The sequence below is a fragment of the Flavobacterium sp. Leaf82 genome (assembly GCF_001422725.1).
Taxonomy (GTDB): Bacteria; Bacteroidota; Bacteroidia; order Flavobacteriales; family Flavobacteriaceae; genus Flavobacterium.
Genome location: NZ_LMMA01000006.1, coordinates 86,655 through 112,630 on the forward strand (window position 1 = coordinate 86,655; position 25,976 = coordinate 112,630).

Consider the following 25,976-nt stretch of genomic DNA (forward strand, 5'->3'; position numbering starts at 1 on the left):
TTTTGCAAATGTTAAAAAAAGGATCGAAACTAAATAGTATTTTAACAGGAAGTTGTCCAAAATGCCAAAAAGAAAGTATGTATTCAGACAAAAACCCGCTTCATTTGACTAAAGTTCTAAAAATGAACGACAATTGCAGTCATTGCGGATTAAAATATCAAATCGAACCTTCGTTTTTTTATGGAGCAATGTACGTGAGTTACGGTCTAAATGTAGCTGTAGGAATTGCAGCTTTTATTGTATCATTTGTCTTTTTTAAAACCACAATTGAAGAATCTTTTATCGCAATTGTTATTTCCCTAATTGTATTATTTCCTTTTGTTTTGAGACTTTCAAGAAACTTATATATTAATATGTTTGTATCGTATGATCCTAAGGCCGGTCAGAAATAAGAGTTTTTAAATATCTTTTATGAAATCGCTGAATATCAATTTCACGATCCAGAGGGATTTCATTTTCAATTTTATCAAATAAAGCTTGTGCCATCGCAGGTCCTAGCATTACGCCACGTGTTCCTAAACCATTAAGAATGTGAATCGATTTGCGTTCGTGATGCGTACCAATTAAAGGTCTTCTGTCTTTAACCGTTGGACGAACGCCGCCAAAGTGCTTTACAATTTCAAAATCGCAGGTAATAATTTCTTTTATTCGGTCTATTAATTCCTGTTTTCCTTCTTCAGTAGGCAAATCGGTTTTATCCTGCCAGTTGTATGTAGCGCCAACTTTAAATAAATCATTTCCCATTGGTAATATAAATACGCTTGTATTTACAATAACATCCAGATTTAAATCAGGTGCTTTTATTATAAACAATTCACCTTTTGTACCATCTAATGGTAAATAATTAAAAAAAGGATTTCGGTGCATCCCAAAACCTTCGGCAAAAATAATATGACGTGCCTGAATATTTTTATATTGTATTCCGTAATCGAAAAACTCAACATAAATACTATCAAAAAACTCTTCTAACAATAAATTATTCTTTTGCAAATACTCTTTATAAGTATCTAACAATAATGCTGTATTTACATATCCTGTTGATAAAACTTCTCCATAATCGTAAGGAGAATCAATACTGTTGTATTTTTTTGTGATTAGTTTCGTAGATAAAAATGGAGCCAGGTTTTTTTTGTCTGAAGCGGCAAACCAATTATTCTGTTCTTCGATAGAGAAAAACTTTCTTAAAATTGGCATTTGAAAATTGAATCTCGTTTGCAATTTTTCTTCAATCTGTTTGTAAAACTCATTCATTAAAATCAATTGTTCCTGTGCATTCCAAACTTCGCTAAAGCGTTTCAGAATAACAGGATTGTATAAACCTCCCGCAACTCTTGATGAATTTTGAGATTCATTATCAATTACTAAAAAAGTTTTATTGTTTTTAATAGCAACTTCTGCAAAAGAAATTCCAGCCAATCCGGATCCAACGATTAAATAATCTAACATATAAAAAAGGTAATGTATAAAAAAACTCTTATTACAAAGGTAGCAAGAGTTTTTGTTATAATGTAATTTAGACACTTAGTAGTTCCACATATCTTCTTCGAAGTTTCGAATCTTTTCTTTTACTCTTTCAGATTCTAACAATTGACTTTGTGCATTGTCTTTCATGTAATCTTTGATCTCACGATCTCCGTACATATTTTCCTCTTTATAAATAATAGCATTAAAATGTCTCGAATTTAAAATCTGATCAAATGAAATAGGAATTGCAGAGTTCTTATCGTTAAATGCTTTTCCTTCATGCAATACTTCACGCGCATTTGGAAAGAAAACCCAAAACAATTCAATATAATCCTTCTCGTCGCTATTCATTGTATAAACGTCAGGAGTTACAGGACAAATACCCAATAAGCGGTATTTCAAATCACTTTGACGTTTGTCAAAATACCAATATCCTTTTATTTTATATTGAGTAACATCAGCTGCAGTTAAATCTTGTTTCAGGATGTACTCTGCCGGTATTGACCTGGTTGGTCCAACAGTTTCGTCAACATACGTAACAACCTTCTTTTTTCCAGTCCCGGTAACTACTTTTTTCTTTACAACTCGTGTTTTGTAGTCATCCGGATATTGATTGATCAATTCTCTACCAGCATCTGTTGTATCAACACGGGATAAGGCTCCCTGAATGTCTTTTAAAGATTTTTTAGTATTAAAATAACTGTCGCTATATACTTCAGTAATTTTACCGTTTCTAATACCTTTTGTCAAAACGTCGTAAAGCGAACGTCTGTCTGACCCAATATTAGCTGTATCCACTGGAAAATATAAAGGGAAATTGATTTTTTCGTTCAAATCAATAATTTCCCAGGTAGTTTTCCCCATAAGGACATCCCTATCATCTACATAACCATAAGCCAAAGGCTTATCATTATCTGAGATAAGCTGTGCAGGAGTTTTAAGCCCTATCTGACCAGCTGTTTTTGCATTTAGCAAGTTCGATTGTGCATTAGAGCTAAAAGCCCCAACAATCAAAGCAATAACCATTAAAAAATTTTTCCCCTTCATGATGACACTTTTTGCAACAAAGCTAAGGAAATTTTATGTATTAATTTATTATTTTTCTTACAATTTTGCAAAATTGAAAATTAAGAGATAAAATGCTGCTTATCCCAACATAATCAGAACTTATTCAAAGTGAATTAATTACACTTATTTACACTTACAAATGTATCAATTGAGACTTTGTATTAAACTATTTTACTAAAAGCAATGATTTTCAGTTTTGGCCAAAAAAAAACTCTTACTACATTGTAGTAAGAGTTTTTAGTATAATTTAATTTAGATACTTAGTAGTTCCACATATCTTGCTCGAAGTTACGAATCTTCTCTTTTACTCTTTCAGATTCTAATAACTGATTTTGTGCGTTGTCTTTCATGTAATCTTTGATCTCACGATCTCCGTACAAGTTTTCTTCTTTGTAAACAACTGCATTAAAACGTCTTGAATTTAAGATCTGATCGAATGAAATTGGAAGAGCTGAGTTACTGTCGTTAAAAGCTTTTGCTTCATGCAAAGCTTCTCTCGCATTTGGGAAGAAAACCCAAAATAACTCAATATAATCTTTCTCGTCACTATTCATTGTGTAAACATCCGGAGTTACAGGACAAATTCCAAGTAAACGATATTTCAATTCACTTTGACGTTTGTCAAAATACCAGTATCCTTTTATTTTATATTGTGTAACATCAGCCGCAGTTAAATCTTGTTTAAGGATATATTCAGCAGGCACAGATCTTGTTGGACCAACTGTTTCCTCAACATAAGAAACAACTTTCTTTTTACCAGTACCGGTAACAACTTTTTTCTTCACAACACGTGATTTATAGTCGTCAGGATATTGGTTGATTAACTCTCTACCAGCATCTGTTGTATCAATACGAGATAACGCACCTTGAATATCTTTCAAAGATTTTTTAGTATTGAAATAACTGTCGCTATACACTTCAGTTATTTTGCCGTTTTTAACAGCTTTCGTCAAAACGTCGTAAAGAGAACGTCTGTCAGAACCAATATTAGCTGTATCTACCGGAAAATACATTGGAAAGTTGATTTTTTCATTTAAATCAATAATTTCCCAAGTAGTTTTTCCCATCAAGATATCTCTATCATCTACATAACCATATGCCAAAGGCTTATCATTATCAGAAATAAGTTGCGCAGGAGTCTTAAGTCCTATCTGATCAGGTGTTTTTGCATTTAGCAAATTCGATTGCGCATAAGAAGAAAAACCTCCAGCGATAGAAACAACGGCTATTAAAAAATTTCTTACTTTCATCGTGGTATCATTATAAGATATTGAATGTAGTTTGCACTACTAATTTTATTGTATTTCGTAAATTACCGGAGCAGTTCTTGGTAATAAATAACTACCAGCTCCAACAAGTTTAGTTTTAATTTCAGAAATAGTAACCTGGTCTCCTTTTCCAGCTCTTGAAAGAACTGTTTTACATTGTGCATTCAATCTGTTACCAGAAACAACTACAGTAGGTTGTCCAGCAATTTTCATATTAAATCCAACAACATCTAAACCAACTTCGAAATCGAAATCAAGTAATTTAGCACCAATAGTAGCAATTTCTAAGTTAGATTTAGGTCCTTTAACAACACCCATTTCTCCTCTAATTGTTCCTGTTGGTCCAGGAATACCTTTAATTCTGAATGTTTTCTTGTCTGTAACTTTATCACCGTTTGGTAGTGTTCCAGTTACAGAAATTGTAGCTTCAGTACCTTGTCCAGGGCTCATGTTATATTTACCAGGTTTTCCGGCAGAAGATAATCCAGGAGCACTTGCATTAATTTTGTTTGCATCAACACCAGCGAATGATACAGAGATTGGGTTAACAACTCCTCTATAAACAACATTCATCTTATCAGCAGAAATTGTAGCTGAGTTTGGTCTTGGTACTACAACATAAGTTCCTTTAAATTTCAATGGAATGTTTTTACCATCTTCTAAGAAAGTAAATTGTCCATTAATATTTTGCTCACCTACACCACCTGCAGTCAAAGAGATAACAGCTTGTCCGTTAACGATTTGTCCAGGTCCTTGAAATGAAGTTGGTTTTGTGTTTTCGTCATAACGACCTAAAACAACTTTACCAGTTACTTTTTCTCCTTGGAAATAAGCATTTTTATCTAAAACAACAATCGCTTGATAGTTGCTGTAAGAAGCAGCAGCAACAGCCGCTTTTCCTAAAGCACTATTATAAACGTCTGCCTCAGTTTTCTTAACGTCATTTTGCCAAGCTGAAAGTTTAGCAGCTGATGCAATTGCAGGAAAACCTTTAAAGTGATAAGCTAAGTATTTTTCTTTTATACCTTCTTTGTTTTTTACGTCAGAAACATCAAATTTTTTCTCAACTTCAGAAATAATACCAGCATATTTTTTGTCTGTACCTAAAGCAGCTTTAATATCTGATTTGTATTTTTCAATTTTAGCGATAATTTCGTTACCTTTTTTAGTGTAACCGTCTCCTGTAAACCAGTCATCGATGTTATCACCTCTGTCCATAGCTTCGTAAGGAAGTTTACCAGTTTCTTTTTCAACTTCAAATCCTTTGATAGACTGAGTTTTTAAAGTACCAATATAATCGTAAAATTCTTTTGAAATTGTTTCAACTTTATGAGCAGTTACTGCAGCAATTGCGAATTCTCCTTTTGCTTCAGCAGCTTTTTGATCTAAAGATGTTAATAAACTTGCGTTTGTTTCAGATGAACTTGTATTTGCACTTTCAAATTTTTCATTCATCAAACCAAAAGCAGATATTACTTCTTTTGATACGTTCATTGCTAACATTGCGATGAAAACCAGATACATCAGGTTAATCATCTTCTGTCTAGGGGTTAATTTTCCTCCTGCCATTTTTTCTAATTAGTTCTTTATTAATAAATTTAATATAATAGTCAAAAACTAATTATCCTTTGTTACTCATTGCAGAAAGCATACCACCGTAAACGCTGTTTAAAGAAGCGATATTTGCAGTCATAGATTGCATTTGCTCTTTTAATTTAGAAGCATTTTCAGCGATTTCGCTATTTGCTTGTGCGTTTCTTGAAGCACTTTCTAATTGTACTTTGTACAAGCTGTTTAATGATTCCATTTGTGCAGCAGCCATAGACATTTCTTCAGCATATTTCTTTTGTCCTGCAATAGAATCTACTGTTGGAGAAATTGCTTTTGCAGCTCCTTCGAAGTTTTTGATGCTGTTTCCTAAGCTTGCCATTAACTCACCGTCAATTTTAGCTTCTTTCAACATTACATCTAATTTTTGAGATAATAAACCTTGGGCATCAGCCGTAGCTTCAACTTTATCTTCTCTTTTTCTAGCTTGACCATTAGCTAATTCTGGGTAAACAAGAGTCCAGTCTAATTCGTCTTCAACTGGTTCAAAAGCCGAAAGAGCAAAGATTAACGCTTCAGTTAATAATCCAACTGACAACATCACTGTTCCTGTTAATGGTCCAATTTCAAAGTGAGTAATTTTGAAAAGAGCTCCAACGATTACTACTGCCGCTCCCATACCATAAGCGAAATTCATTGCTTTTTTACTTAATAATGCCATAATACTTTTTTTTAGGTTTTAATTTAAAATAGATTTGATTTGGTTATTGAATTTGAATTTAATTATAATTTACTTTTCTTTTTTCCGCTTCCGGTTGTTTGAGTTCCCATGTAATCCTGTACAGTTCTGAAACCAATGTAGCTTCTTGCAGAATCTGCATATTCGTGGTCACGAGTACTTACTTGTAGGAAGTAAGCAACATCTTTCCAAGATCCTCCACGAACCACTTTTCTTTGATTGTTTCCATCAATTACGTTAGGGTTCATTGTAGAAACATATTCGTAAGCATTTGGATTATAAGCTGAATCTGTCCACTCTGAAACGTTTCCTGCCATGTTATATAATCCGTATCCGTTTACTTCATATGATTTTGCTTCAACAGTATATAAAGCTTCATCAGCAGCATAATCTCCTCTGCTTGGTTTAAAGTTTGCTAAGAAACAACCTCTGTCACTTTTAGTATAAGGACCTCCCCAAGGATAAGTTGCAGATTCAAGACCACCTCTTGCAGCATATTCCCATTCTGCTTCAGTTGGTAATCTGAAAGCATTTACTAAATCACGTCCTTTTTTCTTAGATTTGATATAGCTGTTTTTATTTAATGTTCTCCAAGCACAAAATGCTTTAGCTTGTTTCCAGGTTACACCAACTACAGGATAATCTCCATAAGCTTTGTGCCAGAAATAATCATTGTGCATTGGCTCATTATATGAGTAAGCGAAATCTTTAATCCAAACTGTTGTATCTGGATACACACTAACTTGTTCAGTTTTAACGAAGTCTTTTCTTTTTCCAACTTTAGCTTTTGCAGCAGCCTGAATATCCATCCATGAATAACGGAATTTCAATTTATTTACATCAATTGTTCTTAAACCATTATATGATTCTTCAATTGGCAAATACATAGAATCCATTACTTCAGCGTAATATTCATCCGGATAAGCTTTAGTATCTTTAATTAGCTTAACTTTTTTGTTTAACTTTCTTCCAGCATACGGATCATCTTTTGTCCCTACACTATAGTAGTTATCATACATATATTTATCATAAGCCGTCATTTTGTCTGGCTCTGAATCATTAAATGCATAATCTGAGATACTACCACCTTTTTTACCTTTAGCATCACCAGCAGGTTTTTGACCTGTTTCATCAGCTAAAATTGCCAAACGAACTCTCATTGTAGAATCTTTTACCCATTCTACAAATTGACGGTACTCACTATTTGTAATCTCAGTTTCATCCATATAAAACGAACGAACCGTTACTGTTTTAGTCGGAGCATCTTCTACATTAGCTAAATCAGCATCTGATTTACCCATAATAAAAGACCCACCAGGAACTAATGTCATTCCATAAGGTTTCTCAGGATGCCATTTCCCTCCTGTAACACCAACTAACTCACCTTTGTCTCCTGACTTACCACAGCCAATTACCAGTGTTAACATTGCTGCAAATGCAATAAACTTCTTCATATAAATTTGGGATTTCTATTCATTATTATAAGTCCGTAAACGTATTTATTATTTATCTAAAAAACAATACTAGTTGCGAAATTTATTTTACCGTTCAAAAATAATGTTAAATAAAATAAAAAAAAAATATTTGATCGATAAACTAGCAGAAAAAATCGACGTAAAACGTTAAATTTTATACTTTATATTTATTTTCTTACTAATATTATTTAACAATTTTTTTGAAATTTTAAAAATTTATGATTTTGGCTAAAATTTTACTCTATAAAGCATTTTTTCTCTGTGCTTTCCACCACCTTTCTGGCAATTCTTGGTTACAAGCGCTCAAATATTCGTCGTATGAACACGGTAATAACGTATTTCTTTTTAATTTATTGTGACCATTAGATTCGAACGGAATTTCGATCCACCAACGATCTGTTTTGTCACTTTTGTAAAAAATTAATTCTTCCTCTTCCAGAGGAACAATATATTTTAAATACGTTGCCCGACTACCAAACGGATATTCTTTTGAACGATAATGATACCCTTCGATAAAATACCAAACTATTTGGGCAATAATTCCCGCTTCCGGAACTGTACTATTGTGATTAAAAATTCCAAAACATGAAACTTTATCACTAATTCCGGCATATCTTGCCAATGAACATATCTCTTTTCCATTAAAACCATTCGGCTCAAAGGTAATCATATTCGCTGAAGCTGACGACTTTACCGAATTTAAATCAATACTTATTAAATCAGCATCTCTAAATACAGGCTCTGCCAATGCAATTTTATTAGAAATTTCGCCCAAACGATAAGCATCAAAGAACAATTTCTCGATCAAATCTATTTCTTCCTGAGAATTATAATAAGTCTGATACCCTATATTACAATAGTTAAACAAGTTATTAGGCTCATCTATAATAATCTTGGTCAAATAAGAATTAGCTGAAACTGTTTCATTTTCTTTTCCAAAATCAAACCTATTATCTACAGCAACCATGTTTACCATTTGCTCTAAATCATCATATGCACGATATAATGCATATGTCAAATCCTGCGAACCTCCTATAACTATAGGAATGACTTTATTCTTAATTAAAGTAGCTGTTACTTTTTTAAGAGCAAAATAAGTATCCTCTACAGAGTCACCTGCAAGAATATCTCCTAAATCTGCAATCGACGCATCCCAATTACCGGGAAACATGCTGTACAGTTTCTTACGAACTGCGTTCAGGTTAACCTCATTAATCACATTACTATTACGACGATCTTCGAGAACGCCTACTATTGCAATTGTAATTTTGCTAATATCAGGAAACTGATCCTGGGTATGCAAAACAATTTTGCTGCCCAATTCTTGTGAAGACAATGAACTAATGAATTTTAAAATTCCGTCATTAACTGGTTCTAGAAAATCAAATTCCATTTATTATTTCTTTTTAGCAGCCGTTTTTTTAGCTGGAGCTTTCTTGGTGGTTGTTGCTTTTTTTGCTGGTGTCTTTTTTGCCGGTGTTTTTTTTGCAATCATTTCCTGAACTTCAGCCAATGTTAATTTTGTTGCATCAACATCTTTGCTTAATTCAATTTTGATTTTGCCTTTTGTAATAACTGAACGGCCCCAACGTGCCTTTTCAACTAAAATTCCTTCATCTTCCCAATTATGAAGCACCTTATCTATATTTTTTTGTAATTTATCTTCAATTAATTCTTCTACTTCTTGTTGAGATAAGTTATCAAAATTGTATTTCTTACTTACATTGATAAAAATACCGTTCCATTTAATGAACGGTCCAAAACGACCCACACCTTTTTGAACGCCTTCGCCCTTATAAACTGCAATTGGCGCATCAGCAATCGCTTTTTCATCAATTAATTCCTGTGCTCTGTCTTTAGAAAGTCCTAAAGGATCTTCTCCTTTTGGCAACGAAATAAAAACACTTCCGTGACGTACATAAGGACCATAACGACCATTATTTACTTCTACTTCTTCTCCTTTATATTCTCCTAAACTTTTAGGCAGTAAAAATAAATTCAAAGCTTCTTCTAGTGAAATATTTCCAATATTCTGATCAGACATTAAGCTTGCAAACTTTTTATCCTCATCATCTGCTTCTCCAATCTGAGCCATTGGTCCAAATTTTCCTAAACGAACAGAAACTTGTCTTCCGTCAGCATCTTTACCCAGGATTCTTTCTCCGCTTTCACGTTCTGCATTTGCTTCAACTTCTTTTACATTTGGATGAAACTTATTGTAGAATTCCTGCATCATGATTGCCCAGTCGATATTTCCTTCGGCAATTTCATCAAAATCCTGTTCTACTTTTGCAGTAAAATTATAATCCAGAATGTTTCCGAAGTTCTTCACTAAGAAATCTGTTACGATTGTCCCAATATCTGTTGGAACCAATTTTCCTTTATCTGAACCTGTATTCTCTTTTAGCAACTTCTCACCTACTGCACTATTTTGCAATGTAAGTTGTGTATAATTACGTTCCTGACCTTCAAGAGTTCCTTTTTCTACATAATTTCTATTGATGATAGTCGAAATAGTTGGCGCATACGTAGACGGACGACCAATTCCTAATTCTTCTAATTTTTTCACCAAAGATGCTTCTGTATAACGAGCCGGTGGTCTTGAATATCTTTCGGTTGCTGTAATATAATTGTTAACTAGTTTTTCGTTTACTTTTAATGCAGGCAACATTCCTTCTTGTTCTTCCTCATCATCATCATGTCCTTCTAAGTACACTTTCAGGAAACCTTCAAAAAGTAAAACTTCTCCTGAAGCTGTAAAAATTTCGCTGTGATTATTTGCTTCGATTTTTACGTTTGTTCTTTCTAATTGCGCATCGCTCATTTGAGAAGCCAGCGTTCTTTTCCAGATCAAATCATATAAGCGAGCCTGATCACGATCAATATTTACAGAGTGACGTGACATATCTGTAGGACGAATTGCTTCGTGCGCCTCTTGTGCTCCTTTGCTTTTGTTAGCAAAAGTTCTGGGCTTCGAAAATTCTTTACCGTATGATTTTATAATTTCAGCTTCAGCAGCATCCATAGCATCTTTAGAAAGGTTTACACTATCAGTTCTCATATACGTAATAAGTCCTGCCTCGTATAAACGTTGTGCAAGCTGCATGGTAATCCCAACTGGCAAATACAATTTTCTTGCTGCTTCTTGTTGCAAAGTAGAAGTTGTAAAAGGTGCTGTTGGAGATTTTTTGGTAGGTTTAGTTTCTAAATCTGCTACCTTATATTGTGATCCGATATTTTTATTTAAAAAATCTTCGGCTTCTTTTTTTGTATTAAAGTTCTTTGGCAATTTGGCTTTGAAAGATTTTCCAGCCTCATTTACAAATTCTGCTACGATAGAATAACTCGCAACTGCATTAAAGTTTTGAATCTCGCGTTCTCTCTCAACAATCAAACGAACAGAAACTGATTGCACACGACCAGCAGATAATCCACCTTTAATTTTTCTCCATAAAACCGGAGACAATTCATAACCTACCAAACGGTCTAAAACACGACGTGCTTGTTGTGCGTTTACTAAATTATAATCTATTTCTCTTGGATTCTCGATTGCTTTAAGAATCGCAGATTTTGTAATCTCATGAAAAACAATTCGCTTGGTTTTTTTAATATCTAGTTTTAGTTCTTCCGCAAGATGCCAGGAAATGGCCTCACCCTCGCGGTCCTCATCGCTCGCCAGCCAAACCATTTCGGCATTCTTAGATAGTGTTTTCAATTTGCTTACCAAGGCTTTTTTATCTGGAGAAACTTCGTATTTTGGTTTAAATCCATTTTCTACATCTACTCCTATTTCCTTTGATGGTAAATCTGCTATATGTCCGTAACTCGACTCTACTTGAAAATCACTTCCCAGAAATTTCTCTATCGTTTTCGCCTTTGCAGGTGACTCAACTATTACTAAATTCTTTGCCATTGCTCTATTTTTCTGCAACAAAAGTATCTATTTTTTTTAAATATCAACCTTGCTAATTCATTTTTGAAGTATTTTAATGTTATGTTTATTAAAAATGAAGATTTATCTGTATTGCTACCTATTATATATATAGGTGTAAATTTTAAAGGTTTATAATCACTAAATGCTCTTTTTGCCCGATATTTAATAGCCCGAATTGTTGTAAAAAGCCCAGAGTAAAAAATGCAAAAGTTTCTTATGAGGACTTGAAGCGGAAGCCGGAATAGCTACTTAAAAACAAATACTAAAAATTTAACCGCAGAGTTCGCAAAGTTTTTACGCAAAGTTCACAAAGTTAGATTGAGCTGAATATTTCAGATGAAGTTCGCAAAGCTTTGAGAATCATTTTATTTTTTTTTTAATCTGTTGCTATTATTATTTTAGATTTTAGATTCCGTATTCTTTGTTGATTACAACAATCTAAAATCTGAACTCTAAAATCTAAAATTCCAATAATCTTAACTTTAAAATCTAAAATCTTTTCTCTGCCATCTTGTCACATTGACCGCATTTACATTATCTTTGCACTTTGAAATTATACAATGGAAAAGATTATTGAAGAAAGCAAGCAGGGCGAAAGTCTTGTTTTAGAAAATAAGCCTGAGAATACTAAAAAACTTTTTATAGAAAGTTACGGTTGTGCGATGAATTTTTCGGACAGTGAAGTCGTAGCTTCCATTTTATCAATAAACGGATATAATACTACACAAACTCTTGAAGACGCTGATTTAGTTTTGGTAAATACTTGCTCGATTCGAGATAAGGCAGAACAAACTATACGTAAACGTCTGGAAAAATATAATGCGGTAAAGCGTATTAATCCAAAAATGAAAGTAGGCGTTTTGGGCTGTATGGCCGAACGTTTGAAAAGTCAGTTTTTGGAAGAAGAAAAGATAGTTGATCTTGTTGTTGGTCCTGATGCATACAAAGATTTACCTAATTTATTAGCAGAAGTTGAAGACGGACGTGATGCAATTAACGTAGTTTTATCGAAAGAGGAAACTTATGGAGATATTTCGCCAGTTCGTTTGATGAGTAACGGAATTACTGCTCTGGTTTCGATCACTCGTGGTTGTGATAATATGTGTACGTTTTGCGTTGTACCTTTTACTCGTGGTCGTGAACGTAGCCGTGAACCACAAAGTATCATGAAGGAAGTTCAGGATTTATGGGATAAAGGCTTTAAGGAAATTACACTTTTAGGTCAAAACGTTGACAGTTACCTTTGGTACGGTGGCGGTTTGAAAAAAGATTTTGTAAATGCGTCTGACATGCAAAAAGCCACAGCGGTTGATTTTGATCAATTGCTTGAAATGGTTGCGGTTGGTTTCCCTAAAATGCGTATTCGATTTTCGACCTCTAATCCGCAGGATATGCACGAAAGCATCTTGCATGTGATTGCCAAATATCCAAATATTTGCAAACACATTCACTTACCGGTTCAATCTGGAAGTGACAGAATTCTAAAAGAAATGAATCGTTTGCATACTCGTGAAGAATACATGGCTTTGATTGACAAAATCAAAGCAATTATTCCGAATGCTTCGATTTCACAAGATATGATCGCTGGTTTTCCAACAGAAACAGAACAAGATCACCAGGATACAATGAGTTTGATGGAATATGTAAAATATAATTTTGGTTATATGTATTCGTATTCTGAACGTCCGGGAACTTTGGCGGGAAGAAAAATGGAAGATGATGTTCCTGAAGAAACTAAAGCCAGAAGATTGCAGGAAATTGTCGATTTACAACAAAAACACGCCTGGTTCCGCAGTGAGGAATTCGTAGGTCAAATTGTTGAAGTATTAGTCGAAAAAGTTTCTAAAAAATCAACCGAGGAATTCTCAGGAAGAAACTCACAAAGTATTACAGTAGTATTCCCTAAAGAGAATTATAAAATTGGGGATTTTGTAAACGTAAAAATTACAAGCTGTACTAGTGGAACTTTAAAAGGTGAAGCGGTTGGATATTCTGAAATGAATTAAAAATTTGTTTCAGGTTTCAAGTTTCAGGTTATTTCTGTAACTTGAAAAATATTAAATAATCAAATATTCAAGTTATAATTTTAAGAATGGAAAAAGAGATCATTATTGAATACAAACCTAATGCAGACACATTAACTAAAGTTTCCAAATATCTGCTTTTGAGAATGCGTTTCGTGAAATTTATTGTTTTTATTTTCTTTTTTGTCCTTATACAAAACATAGCTCTATCAGCTACACAATCCGTGACTAAAATAAAATGGGACTTTTTTGATCTTTTACCTTTATTAATGGTGGTTCTTGTTTGGATTATCGTCTATTTTTTAATAATGTACAGCATCAAAAAGAATATTCTTAAAAATAAAAAAAATTTAGAGCCTCAAAAAATAACTTTCACAAAAGATTTCTTTATACAAGAAGGCCAAAGTTTTAAAATAGAAAACCTTTGGAAAGAATGTTTTCAAATAAAAGAAACTAAAGATTGGTTTTTAATCTATTTAAATAAAAATTCAGCATTACCCATTATTAAGGAAAATCTGAAAGACAATCAATACAATGAATTGAAACAGCTCTTTAATTCGATCGCCATCAAAAATAGTTTAAAAAGTTAAGGCAAAGTGTAAAACCTGAAACCTGAAACAACAAAAAACTTGAAACAAAAATATACATGGAAACAGTTCAAGCAATAAAACAGCGATTTGAAATTATTGGAAATGACCCAAAATTAAATCGCGCCATCGAAAAAGCCATTCAGGTTGCTCCTACTGATATATCAGTAATGGTGACTGGGGAAAGTGGTGTTGGTAAAGAAAATATTCCAAGAATAATCCATTCGCTTTCGCACAGAAAGCATGGAAAATATATTGCTGTAAACTGTGGAGCCATTCCGGAAGGAACTATTGACAGTGAACTTTTCGGACACGAAAAAGGAGCTTTTACAGGTGCTACAAGTACGCGTGAAGGTTATTTTGAAGTAGCTGATGGCGGAACTATTTTCCTTGATGAAGTAGGTGAATTACCTCTTACGACTCAGGTTCGTTTACTTCGTGTTCTTGAAAACGGTGAGTTTATAAAAGTAGGTTCATCTCAGGTTCAGAAAACCAATGTTAGAATCGTAGCGGCAACAAATGTCAACTTATTCAATGCTATTGAAAAAGGCAAGTTTCGTGAAGATTTGTACTATCGTTTAACAACTGTCGAAATTACTTTGCCGCCATTGCGCGAAAGAAATGAAGATATTCATTTGTTATTCAGAAAGTTTGTTGCAGATTTTGCACACAAATACAAAATGCCTCCGTTAAAATTAGACGATGATGCAGTACAGCTTTTGCAAAAATTCAGGTGGAACGGAAACATTCGTCAGTTACGAAATGTAGCAGAACAAATATCTGTTTTAGAAACTAATCGCGATATTACGCTTGCTACTTTAAAGTCTTATTTGCCAACCGAAGGCACCAATTTACCATCTGTAATTAGCGACAAGAAAAAAGAAAGTGATTTTAGTACTGAAAGGGACATATTATACAAAGTGCTTTTTGATATGAAAAGCGACCTGAATGATTTAAAGAAACTTACTCTGGAATTGATGAAAAACGGTACAAAAGTACAAGATATCAATCCTAACCTGATTCAGAAAATATACGGTTCACAAGAAAATGAAAGCGAAATAGATTTCGAAGAAGAACCACGAACTGCTGTCATGACGCCTGCAACCCGTGAAGATAATTACCAAATGCAAGACGATAACTATTTGTTTGCTGAAACTATTGAAGAAGAGGAAGTGCTGCGTTTGGAACAAAAAGAAATCGAAATGATTAAAAAGTCATTAGAAAAAAACAAAGGAAGACGAAAAGCTGCCGCAGACGAATTAGGCATTTCTGAAAGAACTTTGTACCGAAAAATTAAACAATTTGATCTCTAAATAGAAAATTCCAAAAAATAAATTCTAAATTTCAAATTAGTACATTTGAAATAAAACGGAGTTTATTACTATACTTATTTATGAAAAAAATATATTCTTTATTAGCCTTAATGTGCCTCTTCATGCTAAGTGGTTGCGGTGCTTATAACTTTACAGGAACAGGAAAAATTGACGCCGATACTTTTCAGGTTAACTTTTTTCAGAATAATGCTGATTTGATCGAACCAGGAATCGACAGAACATTTACATTGACTTTACAGGATTTAATTCAAAATCAAACTAATCTAAATCTGGTAAGTAATAGTGGTGATTTAGTTTATGAAGGCGAAATTATAGATTACAGAACAACACCAATGACTGCAACTGCAGATCAGCAAGCGGCTCAAAACCGTTTGACGATTCGTATAAATGTAAGGTTTACAAATAAAAAGAAGGAAACAGATAATTTCGAGAAAACATTCGAATTCTATTATGATTTCCCGGGAACAGGATTACCAACGGGTGCTATATTAAACACAGCCGTTCAGACTATTTTTGAGAGAATTACTCAGGATATTTTTAATGAATCATTAGCTAAATGGTAGTTTTTTTGTTTAACCGGTAAATCGCTGAGTCGTTGAATCGGTAAAAACGATTAAACAAATTTCGATTAAACAAATAAACAATTCAACGATTAAACAAAAAAACATGAATGTAACTGATTATACCTACTTAATGAACAAACCCGATGCTATTACAGAAAAGCAAACGGATGCATTAGGAAGTGTTTTGAATGAATTTCCGTATTTTCAAAGTGCAAGAGCATTGCGATTAAAAGGACTTTACAGTCAGAATAGCTTTAAGTATAATTATGCATTAAAAGTTACAGCCGCTCATACTACAGATCGAGCTGTTTTATTTGAGTTTATTACTTCTGAAACTTTTACATCTATTCAGAACGAATATTATGATCAAAAACTGAAAGATCTTTTAGAAATTAAAGTTTTTGACAGTGAAATTGTTTCATTTGAAGAAATAAAAAAAGTAAATGAGGTTCGAATTGATCCAATTGAGCAATCAATTCTGAATTCTATAAGAGAAGCAACAAATGTAACTTTTGAACAAACGCCAACTACTTTTGAAAAACCTGTAAAAATCGAAGAGACAAAAATCGAACTAATTGATGAACAGGCAATTCTGGATTCTTTTAAAGAAACAACACCAACTATTTTAGCAGAAACTTCTAAAGTAGATGAACCTAAAATTGAGTTAATCGATGAGCAGGCAATTTTGGATTCTTTTGAAGAAGTAACGCCAACAGTTTTGGAAGAACCAGTAATCGAAGAAACTAAAATTGAAGTTATTGCCGAAGAATTAATTTTAGATTCTTTTAAAGAAGTTGCAAAAATAACTTTTGAAAAACCTTCGACAATTGAAGAACCTAAAATCGAAATAATTGATGAACAAGCAATTTTAAATTCTTTTAAAGAAGTTGAATCCCCAACTTTTGAAGAACCACAAAAAATTGAAGAGCCAGAAGTTGAATTAATTGCAGAACAACCTGTTTTAATTGCTACTGAAGAAATAACATCAACTAATTTTGAAGAACCTTTAAAAGCCGAAGAAACAAAAACTGAATCAATTGACGAACCCGTTTTGGTAACACCAAAGAAGGAATTTGGTCATACTTTTTTTGAAGAAATAGTAGATGACGAAGAAATTACAGAAGTAAAAATTCCGGAAGTAAGAGTTGAACCAATCGAGAAATCTATAGTTGATTCTATAAAAGAAGCTACAACCGTAATTTTTGAAGAACCAAAAATAGTAGAAGAACCAAAAGAAATTGAAGTTCCTGAAACTGTAAAAAATGCAGAAGAAAATCTGGAAATAGGAAAACCATTGGATTTTTCTTTCAACGAAAAACATTCTTTTCACGAATGGCTGCAATTATCGCGTACAGAACCTATCGACAGAACAATAGAAGGTCCTCAAGAAGCAGAAGAAGTTAAAGAAGTAAAAAAAACAGCTGAACTAAAAGTAGTAGTTGAAGTAATAGACGAAGAGAAAAAGAAAAAGGCAGAAATAATCGATAAATTCATCGAAACGAACCCTAAAATCTCTCCTATAAAACAAACTCCGATAACTCCAGCAGTACAATTTGATCTAAATTCAGATGATAATTCCTACTTAATGACAGAGACTTTGGCGAGAGTATATTTAGAACAAAAAAAATATACAAAAGCAATACAAGCATATGAAATATTAATTTTGAAATATCCAGAAAAAATTAGTTTCTTTGCAGACCGTATTTCGGATATAAAGATTTTACAACAAAATAACAATAATAATTAAGCAATGAGCACATTTTCAATTTTTTTAGTTTTAATCACAATAGTTTGTTTTCTATTGATCGTAGTAATCATGGTTCAAAACCCTAAAGGAGGCGGATTGTCGTCTACTATCAGCGGAACTCAAATGTTAGGTGGAGTACAAAAAACAACAGACTTTTTAGATAAAAGTACGTGGACACTAGCGACTATTCTGATTGCTTTAATTTTGCTTTCAAGCTTAAGTTTTACAGGATCATTAAGCGATACTGATTCTAAAATCATTGAAAAAACTGAAGCTCCTGCTAATACTCCAGCAGCTCCGGTTCAACAAACTCCTGCTCCGGCAACTCCTGCAGCGAAATAATAATTTTCAAAATAAATATAAAATGCCAGCCTGTCAAAGCTGGCATTTTTTTTAAGAAATAATGTCAGTTTTAAGAGCATGGCACAATTTCTGAAATCCAAATAGAACATAAAAACGTATAACTTATAATAAATATAAAATCATGGCCTTAAACATTAAACCGCTTTCAGATCGCGTACTTATTGAGCCTGTTGCAGCTGAAACAAAAACTGCCTCAGGTATTTTTATTCCGGATACTGCCAAAGAAAAACCACAAAAAGGAACTGTTGTAGCTGTAGGAAACGGATCAAAAGATCATACTATGACCGTAAAAGTTGGAGACACTGTACTTTATGGTAAATATGCAGGAACAGAATTAAAACTTGAAGGAACTGATTATTTGATTATGCGCGAAGATGACATCTTAGCAATTATCTAAAAAAAAATGTATTAAGTTTTTAGTATTAGAAATTAAGACTAAATAACATGAAACAAATCAAACATTAAACAAACTTAATTCAGCAGTAGAAAGCATAAAGCTAAAAGCCTACTGCCTAAAGCAAATAAAAAATGGCAAAAGATATAAAATTTGATATTGAAGCACGTGACGGATTAAAACGTGGTGTTGATGCATTAGCAAATGCTGTAAAAGTAACTCTTGGACCAAAAGGTCGTAATGTAATTATTGGAAAATCATTTGGTGGACCAACTGTTACTAAAGATGGTGTTTCTGTTGCTAAAGAAATCGAATTAAAAGACCCATTAGAAAACATGGGCGCGCAAATGGTTAAAGAAGTTGCTTCTAAAACTAATGACTTAGCGGGTGACGGAACTACAACTGCTACAGTTCTAGCTCAGGCAATCGTAAAAGAAGGTCTTAAAAACGTTGCTGCAGGTGCAAACCCAATGGATTTGAAACGTGGTATCGATAAAGCTGTTGAAGCTATCGTTGCTGACCTTGCAAAACAAGCTAAAGTTGTTGGAAGCGATTCTGATAAAATCAAACAAATTGCTTCTATCTCTGCAAATAATGACGAAGTAATTGGAGAACTAATCGCTACTGCTTTTGCAAAAGTGGGTAAAGAAGGTGTTATTACTGTTGAAGAAGCTAAAGGAACTGACACTTTTGTGGATGTTGTTGAAGGTATGCAGTTTGACAGAGGATATCTTTCTCCTTACTTCGTAACAAACCCGGAGAAAATGGAAGTTGAATTAGACTCTCCATATATCTTATTATACGACAAAAAAGTATCTTCTTTAAAAGAATTACTTCCAGTTTTAGAGCCAGTTGCTCAATCAGGAAAACCATTATTAATTATTGCTGAAGATGTTGACGGAGAAGCTCTTTCAACTCTTGTAGTAAACAAATTAAGAGGTGCTCTTAAAATTGCTGCTGTAAAAGCTCCAGGTTTTGGAGACAGAAGAAAAGCAATGTTAGAAGATATCGCAATCTTAACTGGTGGAACTGTAATTTCTGAAGAAAGAGGTTACACATTAGAAAACACAACAATCGAAATGTTAGGAACTGCAAAAAGAGTTTCTATCGATAAAGATAACACTACTATTGTAAGTGGTGCTGGTGAAGCTGATATCATCAAAAACAGAGTAAACCAAATTAAAGGTCAAATGGAGGCAACTACATCTGATTATGATAAAGAAAAATTGCAAGAGCGTTTGGCTAAATTAGCTGGTGGTGTTGCTGTTCTTTATGTTGGTGCTGCATCTGAAGTTGAAATGAAAGAGAAAAAAGACAGAGTTGATGATGCTTTACACGCAACTCGTGCTGCTGTTGAAGAAGGAATTGTTGCTGGTGGTGGTGTTGCTTTATTAAGAGCAAAAGCTGCATTAGCAGATCTTAAAGCTGACAATGCTGACGAAGCAACCGGAATCCAGATTGTATCTCGCGCGGTTGAATCTCCGTTAAGAACTATTGTTGAAAATGCAGGTCTTGAAGGTTCTGTAGTTGTAGCTAAAGTTTCTGAAGGTTCAGGTGATTTTGGATACAATGCAAAAACTGACGAATATGTAGATATGCTTACTGCCGGAATTATCGATCCTAAAAAAGTAACTCGTGTAGCGTTAGAAAATGCTGCGTCTGTTGCCGGAATGATCCTTACTACAGAATGTGCATTAATTGATATTAAAGAAGAAAGCGCTGGCGGAATGCCAATGGGTGGCGGTATGCCAGGAATGATGTAATCATTCTTAACTTCTTAAAATTTAAAACGCCGGATACTTTATCTGGCGTTTTTTTTTATTAGCCACGAATTCACGAATTATTTTCCCTAATCTTTACGGATATTTTTTAGTCCCGATTATACCAATTAAAAGGATTATAATCTGCGAGAATATTTTAAATCTGTAGTAACCATTTTACACAAAACATTTGTTTAATCAATGGCAAAGTTTTTCAAACGCAAAGATTTGAAAAAATAATTCGTGGAATTCGTGGCAAACTTTTCTTTAGTTTAACATTCTCTTTTTCATTTAAAAATCGTTTATCAGTAAATTTGCAGTTCTATTAAAATTGCAAAATGAGAAAATTTACAACTCCCCTATTATTTTTTACATTCTTACTTCTTAACACTTTTTCCTATTCTCAATCTAATAAAGATGCTTATGTCGTTTTAGTTTCCATGGATGGTTTCCGTTGGGATTATCAAAAACAATTTAATCTTCCAAATTTAAAACAGATTGCAACAGAAGGCGTTCATGCAAAGTCTATGAAACCTTCTTATCCAAGTAAAACTTTTCCAAATCATTATGCAATTGTAACGGGACTTTATCCCGATCATCATGGTATTATCAATAATGTTTTTTATGATTCGGCTATGAATGAATCTTTTTCATTATCATCGAATGCTAAAAATGATTCCAGATTTTACGGTGGAAATCCCATTTGGAATGTTGCCGAACAACAAGGCGTAAAAGCAGCTTCTTTCTTCTGGCCTGGATCTGATTTAGATAAAAGAAGACCTGGATATTATAAAAATTACGATAATAAAATTCCATACGGAGCCAGAATCGACACGGTACTTAAATGGCTTCAGCTTCCTGAAAAACAACGTCCGCATTTAGTAACCTTATATTTTGATGAACCGGATCATACCGGACATAATTTTGGTCCTCTTTCTCCGGAGAATAAAAAAATGGTGATAAAAATGGATTCTATTATGGGAGAATTATCCCGAAGATTAGACCAATTAGCCATTGGAAAACAAATTAATTTAATTATCGTCTCAGATCACGGAATGGCCGCTATCAGCGATGATAAAAAAGTAGCAGTTCTCGATTATCTAAAACCGGAATGGCTGGGTTATAAAGATGTAATAAACCCAATAATGAGTCTTCAGGCAAAATCAGGATATCAGGATTCTATTGCAAAAGCTTTAAAAAAAGTGCCACATATCAAGTTCTGGAAATCAGCCGAAGTTCCTAAAAGACTCCATTATGGCACAAATCCAAGAGTTCATGATTTTGTTATTGAAGCAGATAAAGGATATAGTTTAGTTACTAAGACATCTCAGAATATAAAAGGCGGAACTCATGGTTATGATAATAACGAAAAAGATATGCATGCTATTTTCTATGCAAAAGGTCCCGCTTTTAAAGTCGACAAACAGGTAAAAACATTTCAAAATGTTTCGGTTTATCCTTTAATTGCGCACATTTTAGACTTGAAAATCGATCCCGTTGATGGAAAGTTTAGCGAAGTAAAAAATACGTTAAGAAATTAGAGAATTAGAAAATGTGTCAATTAGAGAATGTGTCAATTAGATAATTAATTCTAAAACTAACAAACCCGACAGGTTTTTAAAACCTGTCGGGTTTGTTAGTTTTAGAAATTGGTATCGATACTCGTTATTAATCACTAACGTAGACGCACTGCTGTGCGTCTCTACGCAAATAATTATCAATAAATTATCTCATTCTCTAATTGACACATTATCTAATTACCAAATTATCCAATTAAAAACCAGTCGAAACAGAAACCTCTTTCCAGTTTTCTAAATCCTTCTGAACGCTTTCTATTTTTTGGTTTGCCATATTATAGGCATCTTCTCCTAAAAACAAATGCAAAGGCGGATTTTGGTCGTGGCTTACTTTTATTAAAGCTTCTGCTAATTTTACAGGATCTCCCGGTTGATTTTGATTGATATCTTCCTTGTGTGCACTTTCAGATTCTCTTACGGCTTTATAATCTGCGATTGGGTTTTGAGGCAATAATAACGAGCTGTCTTTTAAGAAATCAGTTCTAAAATAACCCGGATATACAATACTCGCATGGATTCCAAACTCTTTTACCTCTGCTGCTAAAGATTCTGTTAAACCAGACACAGCAAATTTTGTAGAACAATAGATTCCCCAACCCGGAAAACCTCCGTGATAACCACCAACAGACGAGATATTAAAAATATGTCCTGATCTGCTCGCACGCATATAAGGCACTGTATTTCTGATTACATTTAATAAACCGAATACATTTACTTCATAATTTTTTCTGGCTTCTGCATCAGTTAATTCCTCTAACGCTCCTAATAATCCGTAACCTGCATTATTTACTAAAACATCAATAGTTTTGAAATGACTTACCGCTATTTCAATAGCATTTTTAACGCTTTTTTCATCCACCAAATCCATTTCTAAAGGAAGGAAATTTTCAGATGCGTTCCCTAATATTTTTATTAATGCTTCTTCATTTCTAGATGTCGCGGCTACTTTATAACCCTCTGATAATAATTTTTTAGCTAATTCTAATCCAAGTCCTTTTGAAGCACCTGTGATAAACCAAACTTTGTTATTTTCCATGATTTTTAAATTTTTACATTTTTATTACAAGGACAAAGGTATTGCCGAAGTACTTTCGAAAAATTGAATAAATCAAATCAGAAGTTGCAAAAATCAAACAATTTCAGTTACGCGATAGGCTTTGGGTGAAACCTGGGTGTTTTTCCTGAAGAAATTAATAAAATGAGACAATTCATCAAAGCCAAGACAAAAGGCAATTTCATTAATATTCCAATTGGTTTGTTTGAGTAAAATCATTGCTTCCTGAACTATTCTTTCGGATATGATTTGCGAAGTGGTTTTTCCGGTGGTTTCTTTCAGCGCTTTATTCAAATGATTGACATGAACATTTAACTGATTTGCAAATTCTGAAGGCGATCTGAAATTAATTTGCTGTGAGAGAGATTCTATTGGAAATTGGCGTTCCAGCAATTCCAGAAACAAAGACGAAATTCGTATTGTTGCATTCGACTTACTATATAATGAAGCAGTTACAGTTTGTGTTTTTAGTGCAAGATGAATAATCTCAAACACCAAATTACGGAGTACATCATATTTAAAAGCGTAATCTGAATTGATTTCATCAAACATTTTTAAATAAACCTGCTTTAAAGATTCCGCTAATTCTTTTGAAACCGGAACAACCGGATTTCCACCGGGTTGAAATAGAGGATATTCCTTTAAATTCCCAAACTGACTAAAAAAAGCATCGGTAAAAATGCAGAAAAATCCAGTTTGATTTTCATCAATATGTTCCCAACTGTACGGGATTTGTGGATTCGCGAAGAATAAAGCCTGATCTTCTATCGAAACAACTTTATCAGCATAATGTACTTTGTTTTTACCAATGATCAAACTTATTTTATAAAAGTCTTTTCGGGTATAAGGCAAAGGATTACAAGTAGTTCCTATATAATCATCAAGCTTAAAAACATTAAAATGACCGATTTCTTTTTTAAGATTCTCGGGCATTCCTTTTATTTTTACAGTATAAAAATCTTCGAGTGTTTCTTGTAGTTTCATTTTGCAAAGTTACAAAAATCAAACAAATTAGAGAATGTGATAATTAGATAATGTGTCAATTGGATAATTAGATCAATGATTAACTTGTCACACTGAGCGGAGCCGAAGGGCGTTCCAATTGGCACGTGGGCTTCGACTTCGCTCAGCCTGACAAAACTAAAAAAATTGATTATTAGATAATTAGATTATGAACAGCATGTCACCCTGAGCGGAGTCGAAGGGCGCTCCAATTAGCACGTGGGCTTCGACTTCACTCAGCCTGACAAATTAAAAAAATCTCTAATTTGCTAATTAGGTTATGAACAGCATGTCACCCTGAGCGGAGTCGAAGGGCGTTCCAATTAGCACGTGGGCTTCGACTTCGCTCAGCCTGACAAATTAAACAGTAAAAAATAAATGTTTTGTGCACAACGTTTATCTTCAAAACAACAAACCCGACAGGTTTTAAAAACCTGTCGGGTTTACCGAAATTTAAAAAATATAGACAATGAATATTCGCAATCTAACATTTTCTAATTATCTAATTGGCACATTTTCTAATTTAAGAAACCACTTTATAAGTAGGATCTTCGATTACATTTACTTTAATAACTGCTTCGGCATTTTTAAGCAAAATAATACAATCCGGGCTTAAATGTTCGAGTTCAATTACTTTATTGATTTGATTGTATTTCTTAGTTAAATTATTCAGTGCTTCTATTGCCGACATATCGGCGACACGACTTTCTTTAAAGTCGATAATGACATGATCAGGATCGTTTCCAACATCAAATTTTTCGATAAAAGCAGCAATCGAACCAAAAAATAAAGGACCGTAAATCTGGTAATGCTTCACTCCTGCTTCATCAATAAAATGTCTTGCACGAATTCTTTTGGCGCTTTCCCACGCAAAAACCAGTGCCGAAATAATAACGCCAATCAAAACTGCTAAAGCCAGATTGTGTAATACAATTGTAATGACAGCCACTAAAATACCAACGAAAATATCATGTTTTGGCATTTTGTTTATCACCTTAAAACTCGCCCATTCAAAAGTGGTAATAGCTACCATCATCATAACGCCAACTAATGCTGCCATTGGTAATTTGCCAATTACTGGTGCGCCAAAAAGTATGATCAGTAAGATCGTCAGAGAAGCAATAATTCCGGAAAGTCTGGCTCTTGAACCCGCAGAAAGATTTACTAAAGTCTGCGCAATCATTGGGCAGCCTCCCATTCCAAAAAAGAAACCATTCAAGATATTTGAACTTCCTTGTGCAATACATTCACGATTGCTGTTTCCGCGTGTTCCAGTAATTTCATCGACAAGATTTAGCGTAAGCAAACCTTCGGTCAGTCCAACGGCAGCAACAATTACAGAATACGGAAATATAACTTTGAAGGTCTCAAAAGAAATTGGAATATTAGGGATATGAAACGGAGGAAATCCGCCTTGAACCGATGCAATATCTTCAACCGTTTTGGTTTCTATATTAAAGATTAATACGATTGCAAAAACTACCATAATTGCTACTAAAGAAGCCGGAACTGCTTTTGTAATTTTCGGAAAAAGCAAAACTACACCAATCGTTAATGCAACCAAACCAAGCATAATATACAAAGGTGTTCCTTGCAACCATGAAACTTGCCCGTTTACAACGGTTTTAAATTGCTCAAGTTGTGACATGAAAATCACAACTGCCAACCCGTTTACAAAACCAAACATTACTGGTTGTGGTACCAGCCTGATAAATTTTCCTAGCTTAAAAAGTCCTATGCAAATCTGGACTATACCGCCAAGTGCGACTGCGGCAAAAACATATTCTATGCCGTGAGACTTCATCAAGGCAATCAAAACAATAACGGTTGCTCCTGCCCCGCCAGAAATCATTCCGGGTCTGCCGCCAAAAATAGCGGTAACCAATCCGGCAATAAAAGCGGCATATAAACCAACCAAAGGCGGAAAACCAGCCAAAATAGCAAACGACAATGATTCTGGAATCATCGTCATGGCAACGGTTAAACCTGCTAAAATTTCATTTTTGTAATTGACTTTCTGAGTAAAATCGAAGAGTTGCAATGCTTTTTTCATAGACCACAAATGTAGAAAATAA

At 33.8% G+C, this 25,976-nt stretch carries 21 protein-coding genes; 10 read left to right on the plus strand and 11 right to left on the minus strand.

Annotated elements, in window-relative coordinates; genetic code table 11:
* The first annotated feature begins 8 nt into the window (after positions 1-8).
* Positions 9-392 carry a DUF983 domain-containing protein gene (locus ASF10_RS06460; protein WP_055094841.1) on the plus strand — a complete coding sequence of 128 codons (384 nt, stop codon included), beginning with the start codon at positions 9-11 and terminating at the stop codon, positions 390-392.
* On the opposite strand, the gene ASF10_RS06465 is transcribed toward ASF10_RS06460, so the two are convergent.
* The 8 genes from ASF10_RS06465 to topA all read right to left on the minus strand — a co-directional run bounded on the left by ASF10_RS06465 (position 373) and on the right by topA (position 11,475).
* On the minus strand, positions 373-1,446 hold the full coding sequence (locus ASF10_RS06465; protein WP_056246889.1) for an NAD(P)/FAD-dependent oxidoreductase: 1,074 nt from the start codon (positions 1,444-1,446) through the stop codon (positions 373-375). The two genes, ASF10_RS06460 and ASF10_RS06465, sit on opposite strands and share 20 nt — an antisense overlap.
* Positions 1,447-1,521: 75 nt before the next feature.
* Complete coding sequence (gene gldN, locus ASF10_RS06470) at positions 1,522-2,511, minus strand: gliding motility protein GldN (protein WP_056246891.1); 990 nt, start codon at positions 2,509-2,511, stop codon at positions 1,522-1,524.
* Positions 2,512-2,792: 281 nt separating this feature from the next.
* Positions 2,793-3,782, minus strand: coding sequence for a gliding motility protein GldN (gene gldN, locus ASF10_RS06475; RefSeq protein ID WP_055094848.1), 990 nt, complete (start codon positions 3,780-3,782; stop codon positions 2,793-2,795).
* Between the two features lie 45 nt (positions 3,783-3,827).
* Complete coding sequence (gene gldM, locus ASF10_RS06480) at positions 3,828-5,369, minus strand: gliding motility protein GldM (protein ID WP_056246893.1); 1,542 nt, start codon at positions 5,367-5,369, stop codon at positions 3,828-3,830.
* A gap of 52 nt (positions 5,370-5,421) precedes the next feature.
* A complete protein-coding gene (gene gldL, locus ASF10_RS06485; protein WP_055094852.1) occupies positions 5,422-6,069 on the minus strand; it encodes a gliding motility protein GldL in 648 nt (215 codons plus the stop codon).
* A 62-nt stretch (positions 6,070-6,131) separates the two neighbouring features.
* On the minus strand, positions 6,132-7,541 hold the full coding sequence (gene gldK / locus ASF10_RS06490; RefSeq protein WP_055094854.1) for a gliding motility lipoprotein GldK: 1,410 nt from the start codon (positions 7,539-7,541) through the stop codon (positions 6,132-6,134).
* Positions 7,542-7,803: 262 nt separating this feature from the next.
* Positions 7,804-8,955 carry a formimidoylglutamase gene (locus ASF10_RS06495; RefSeq protein ID WP_056246894.1) on the minus strand — a complete coding sequence of 384 codons (1,152 nt, stop codon included), beginning with the start codon at positions 8,953-8,955 and terminating at the stop codon, positions 7,804-7,806.
* A gap of 3 nt (positions 8,956-8,958) precedes the next feature.
* Positions 8,959-11,475, minus strand: coding sequence for a type I DNA topoisomerase (gene topA / locus ASF10_RS06500; RefSeq protein WP_056246896.1), 2,517 nt, complete (start codon positions 11,473-11,475; stop codon positions 8,959-8,961).
* Positions 11,476-12,056: 581 nt separating this feature from the next.
* Between topA and miaB the strand changes: the two genes are divergently transcribed.
* From miaB to ASF10_RS06545, 9 genes are all read left to right on the plus strand, one after another.
* Positions 12,057-13,502, plus strand: a complete 1,446-nt coding sequence (gene miaB / locus ASF10_RS06505; RefSeq protein ID WP_056246898.1) for a tRNA (N6-isopentenyl adenosine(37)-C2)-methylthiotransferase MiaB — start codon at positions 12,057-12,059, stop codon at positions 13,500-13,502.
* Between the two features lie 173 nt (positions 13,503-13,675).
* The gene (locus ASF10_RS06510) at positions 13,676-14,110 is read left to right on the plus strand and encodes a YcxB family protein (RefSeq protein WP_131726514.1); all 435 of its coding nucleotides are present in this window, start codon (positions 13,676-13,678) and stop codon (positions 14,108-14,110) included.
* 56 nt (positions 14,111-14,166) lie between these two features.
* Positions 14,167-15,420, plus strand: a complete 1,254-nt coding sequence (locus ASF10_RS06515) for a sigma-54 interaction domain-containing protein (RefSeq protein ID WP_056246903.1) — start codon at positions 14,167-14,169, stop codon at positions 15,418-15,420.
* 80 nt (positions 15,421-15,500) lie between these two features.
* Positions 15,501-16,004: an LptE family protein gene (gene lptE, locus ASF10_RS06520; RefSeq protein ID WP_056246904.1), complete on the plus strand. Its 504-nt coding sequence runs from the start codon at positions 15,501-15,503 to the stop codon at positions 16,002-16,004.
* 103 nt (positions 16,005-16,107) lie between these two features.
* A complete protein-coding gene (locus ASF10_RS24315) occupies positions 16,108-17,751 on the plus strand; it encodes a tetratricopeptide repeat protein (RefSeq protein WP_056246906.1) in 1,644 nt (547 codons plus the stop codon).
* Between the two features lie 3 nt (positions 17,752-17,754).
* Positions 17,755-18,093 (plus strand): preprotein translocase subunit SecG, encoded by a 339-nt coding sequence (gene secG / locus ASF10_RS06530; RefSeq protein ID WP_041517492.1) that lies wholly within the window; start codon positions 17,755-17,757, stop codon positions 18,091-18,093.
* A 142-nt stretch (positions 18,094-18,235) separates the two neighbouring features.
* Positions 18,236-18,511, plus strand: coding sequence for a co-chaperone GroES (gene groES, locus ASF10_RS06535; protein ID WP_012023920.1), 276 nt, complete (start codon positions 18,236-18,238; stop codon positions 18,509-18,511).
* Between the two features lie 131 nt (positions 18,512-18,642).
* Positions 18,643-20,271: a chaperonin GroEL gene (gene groL, locus ASF10_RS06540; RefSeq protein ID WP_055094868.1), complete on the plus strand. Its 1,629-nt coding sequence runs from the start codon at positions 18,643-18,645 to the stop codon at positions 20,269-20,271.
* A gap of 335 nt (positions 20,272-20,606) precedes the next feature.
* Positions 20,607-21,809, plus strand: coding sequence for an ectonucleotide pyrophosphatase/phosphodiesterase (locus ASF10_RS06545; RefSeq protein WP_056246909.1), 1,203 nt, complete (start codon positions 20,607-20,609; stop codon positions 21,807-21,809).
* Positions 21,810-22,041: 232 nt separating this feature from the next.
* Here ASF10_RS06545 and ASF10_RS06550 read toward each other — a convergent pair whose 3' ends face one another.
* The 3 genes from ASF10_RS06550 to ASF10_RS06560 all read right to left on the minus strand — a co-directional run bounded on the left by ASF10_RS06550 (position 22,042) and on the right by ASF10_RS06560 (position 25,954).
* Complete coding sequence (locus ASF10_RS06550; protein WP_056246911.1) at positions 22,042-22,881, minus strand: oxidoreductase; 840 nt, start codon at positions 22,879-22,881, stop codon at positions 22,042-22,044.
* A gap of 93 nt (positions 22,882-22,974) precedes the next feature.
* Complete coding sequence (locus tag ASF10_RS06555) at positions 22,975-23,883, minus strand: helix-turn-helix domain-containing protein (protein WP_056246913.1); 909 nt, start codon at positions 23,881-23,883, stop codon at positions 22,975-22,977.
* A 541-nt stretch (positions 23,884-24,424) separates the two neighbouring features.
* Positions 24,425-25,954 (minus strand): SulP family inorganic anion transporter, encoded by a 1,530-nt coding sequence (locus ASF10_RS06560; RefSeq protein ID WP_056246915.1) that lies wholly within the window; start codon positions 25,952-25,954, stop codon positions 24,425-24,427.
* Positions 25,955-25,976 lie beyond the last annotated feature (22 nt).

Coding starts and splice junctions, on each gene's coding strand:
- ASF10_RS06545 (WP_056246909.1), top strand. CDS start 20,607: ATGAGAAAATTTACAACTCCCCTATTATTTTTTACATTCTTACTTCTT.
- groES (WP_012023920.1), top strand. CDS start 18,236: ATGGCCTTAAACATTAAACCGCTTTCAGATCGCGTACTTATTGAGCCT.
- groL (WP_055094868.1), top strand. CDS start 18,643: ATGGCAAAAGATATAAAATTTGATATTGAAGCACGTGACGGATTAAAA.
- secG (WP_041517492.1), top strand. CDS start 17,755: ATGAGCACATTTTCAATTTTTTTAGTTTTAATCACAATAGTTTGTTTT.
- lptE (WP_056246904.1), top strand. CDS start 15,501: ATGAAAAAAATATATTCTTTATTAGCCTTAATGTGCCTCTTCATGCTA.
- ASF10_RS06460 (WP_055094841.1), top strand. CDS start 9: ATGTTAAAAAAAGGATCGAAACTAAATAGTATTTTAACAGGAAGTTGT.
- gldN (WP_055094848.1), bottom strand. CDS start 3,782: ATGAAAGTAAGAAATTTTTTAATAGCCGTTGTTTCTATCGCTGGAGGT.
- gldN (WP_056246891.1), bottom strand. CDS start 2,511: ATGAAGGGGAAAAATTTTTTAATGGTTATTGCTTTGATTGTTGGGGCT.
- gldK (WP_055094854.1), bottom strand. CDS start 7,541: ATGAAGAAGTTTATTGCATTTGCAGCAATGTTAACACTGGTAATTGGC.
- gldM (WP_056246893.1), bottom strand. CDS start 5,369: ATGGCAGGAGGAAAATTAACCCCTAGACAGAAGATGATTAACCTGATG.
- gldL (WP_055094852.1), bottom strand. CDS start 6,069: ATGGCATTATTAAGTAAAAAAGCAATGAATTTCGCTTATGGTATGGGA.
- ASF10_RS06495 (WP_056246894.1), bottom strand. CDS start 8,955: ATGGAATTTGATTTTCTAGAACCAGTTAATGACGGAATTTTAAAATTC.
- miaB (WP_056246898.1), top strand. CDS start 12,057: ATGGAAAAGATTATTGAAGAAAGCAAGCAGGGCGAAAGTCTTGTTTTA.
- ASF10_RS06515 (WP_056246903.1), top strand. CDS start 14,167: ATGGAAACAGTTCAAGCAATAAAACAGCGATTTGAAATTATTGGAAAT.
- ASF10_RS06560 (WP_056246915.1), bottom strand. CDS start 25,954: ATGAAAAAAGCATTGCAACTCTTCGATTTTACTCAGAAAGTCAATTAC.
- ASF10_RS06550 (WP_056246911.1), bottom strand. CDS start 22,881: ATGGAAAATAACAAAGTTTGGTTTATCACAGGTGCTTCAAAAGGACTT.
- ASF10_RS24315 (WP_056246906.1), top strand. CDS start 16,108: ATGAATGTAACTGATTATACCTACTTAATGAACAAACCCGATGCTATT.
- ASF10_RS06465 (WP_056246889.1), bottom strand. CDS start 1,446: ATGTTAGATTATTTAATCGTTGGATCCGGATTGGCTGGAATTTCTTTT.
- ASF10_RS06555 (WP_056246913.1), bottom strand. CDS start 23,883: ATGAAACTACAAGAAACACTCGAAGATTTTTATACTGTAAAAATAAAA.
- topA (WP_056246896.1), bottom strand. CDS start 11,475: ATGGCAAAGAATTTAGTAATAGTTGAGTCACCTGCAAAGGCGAAAACG.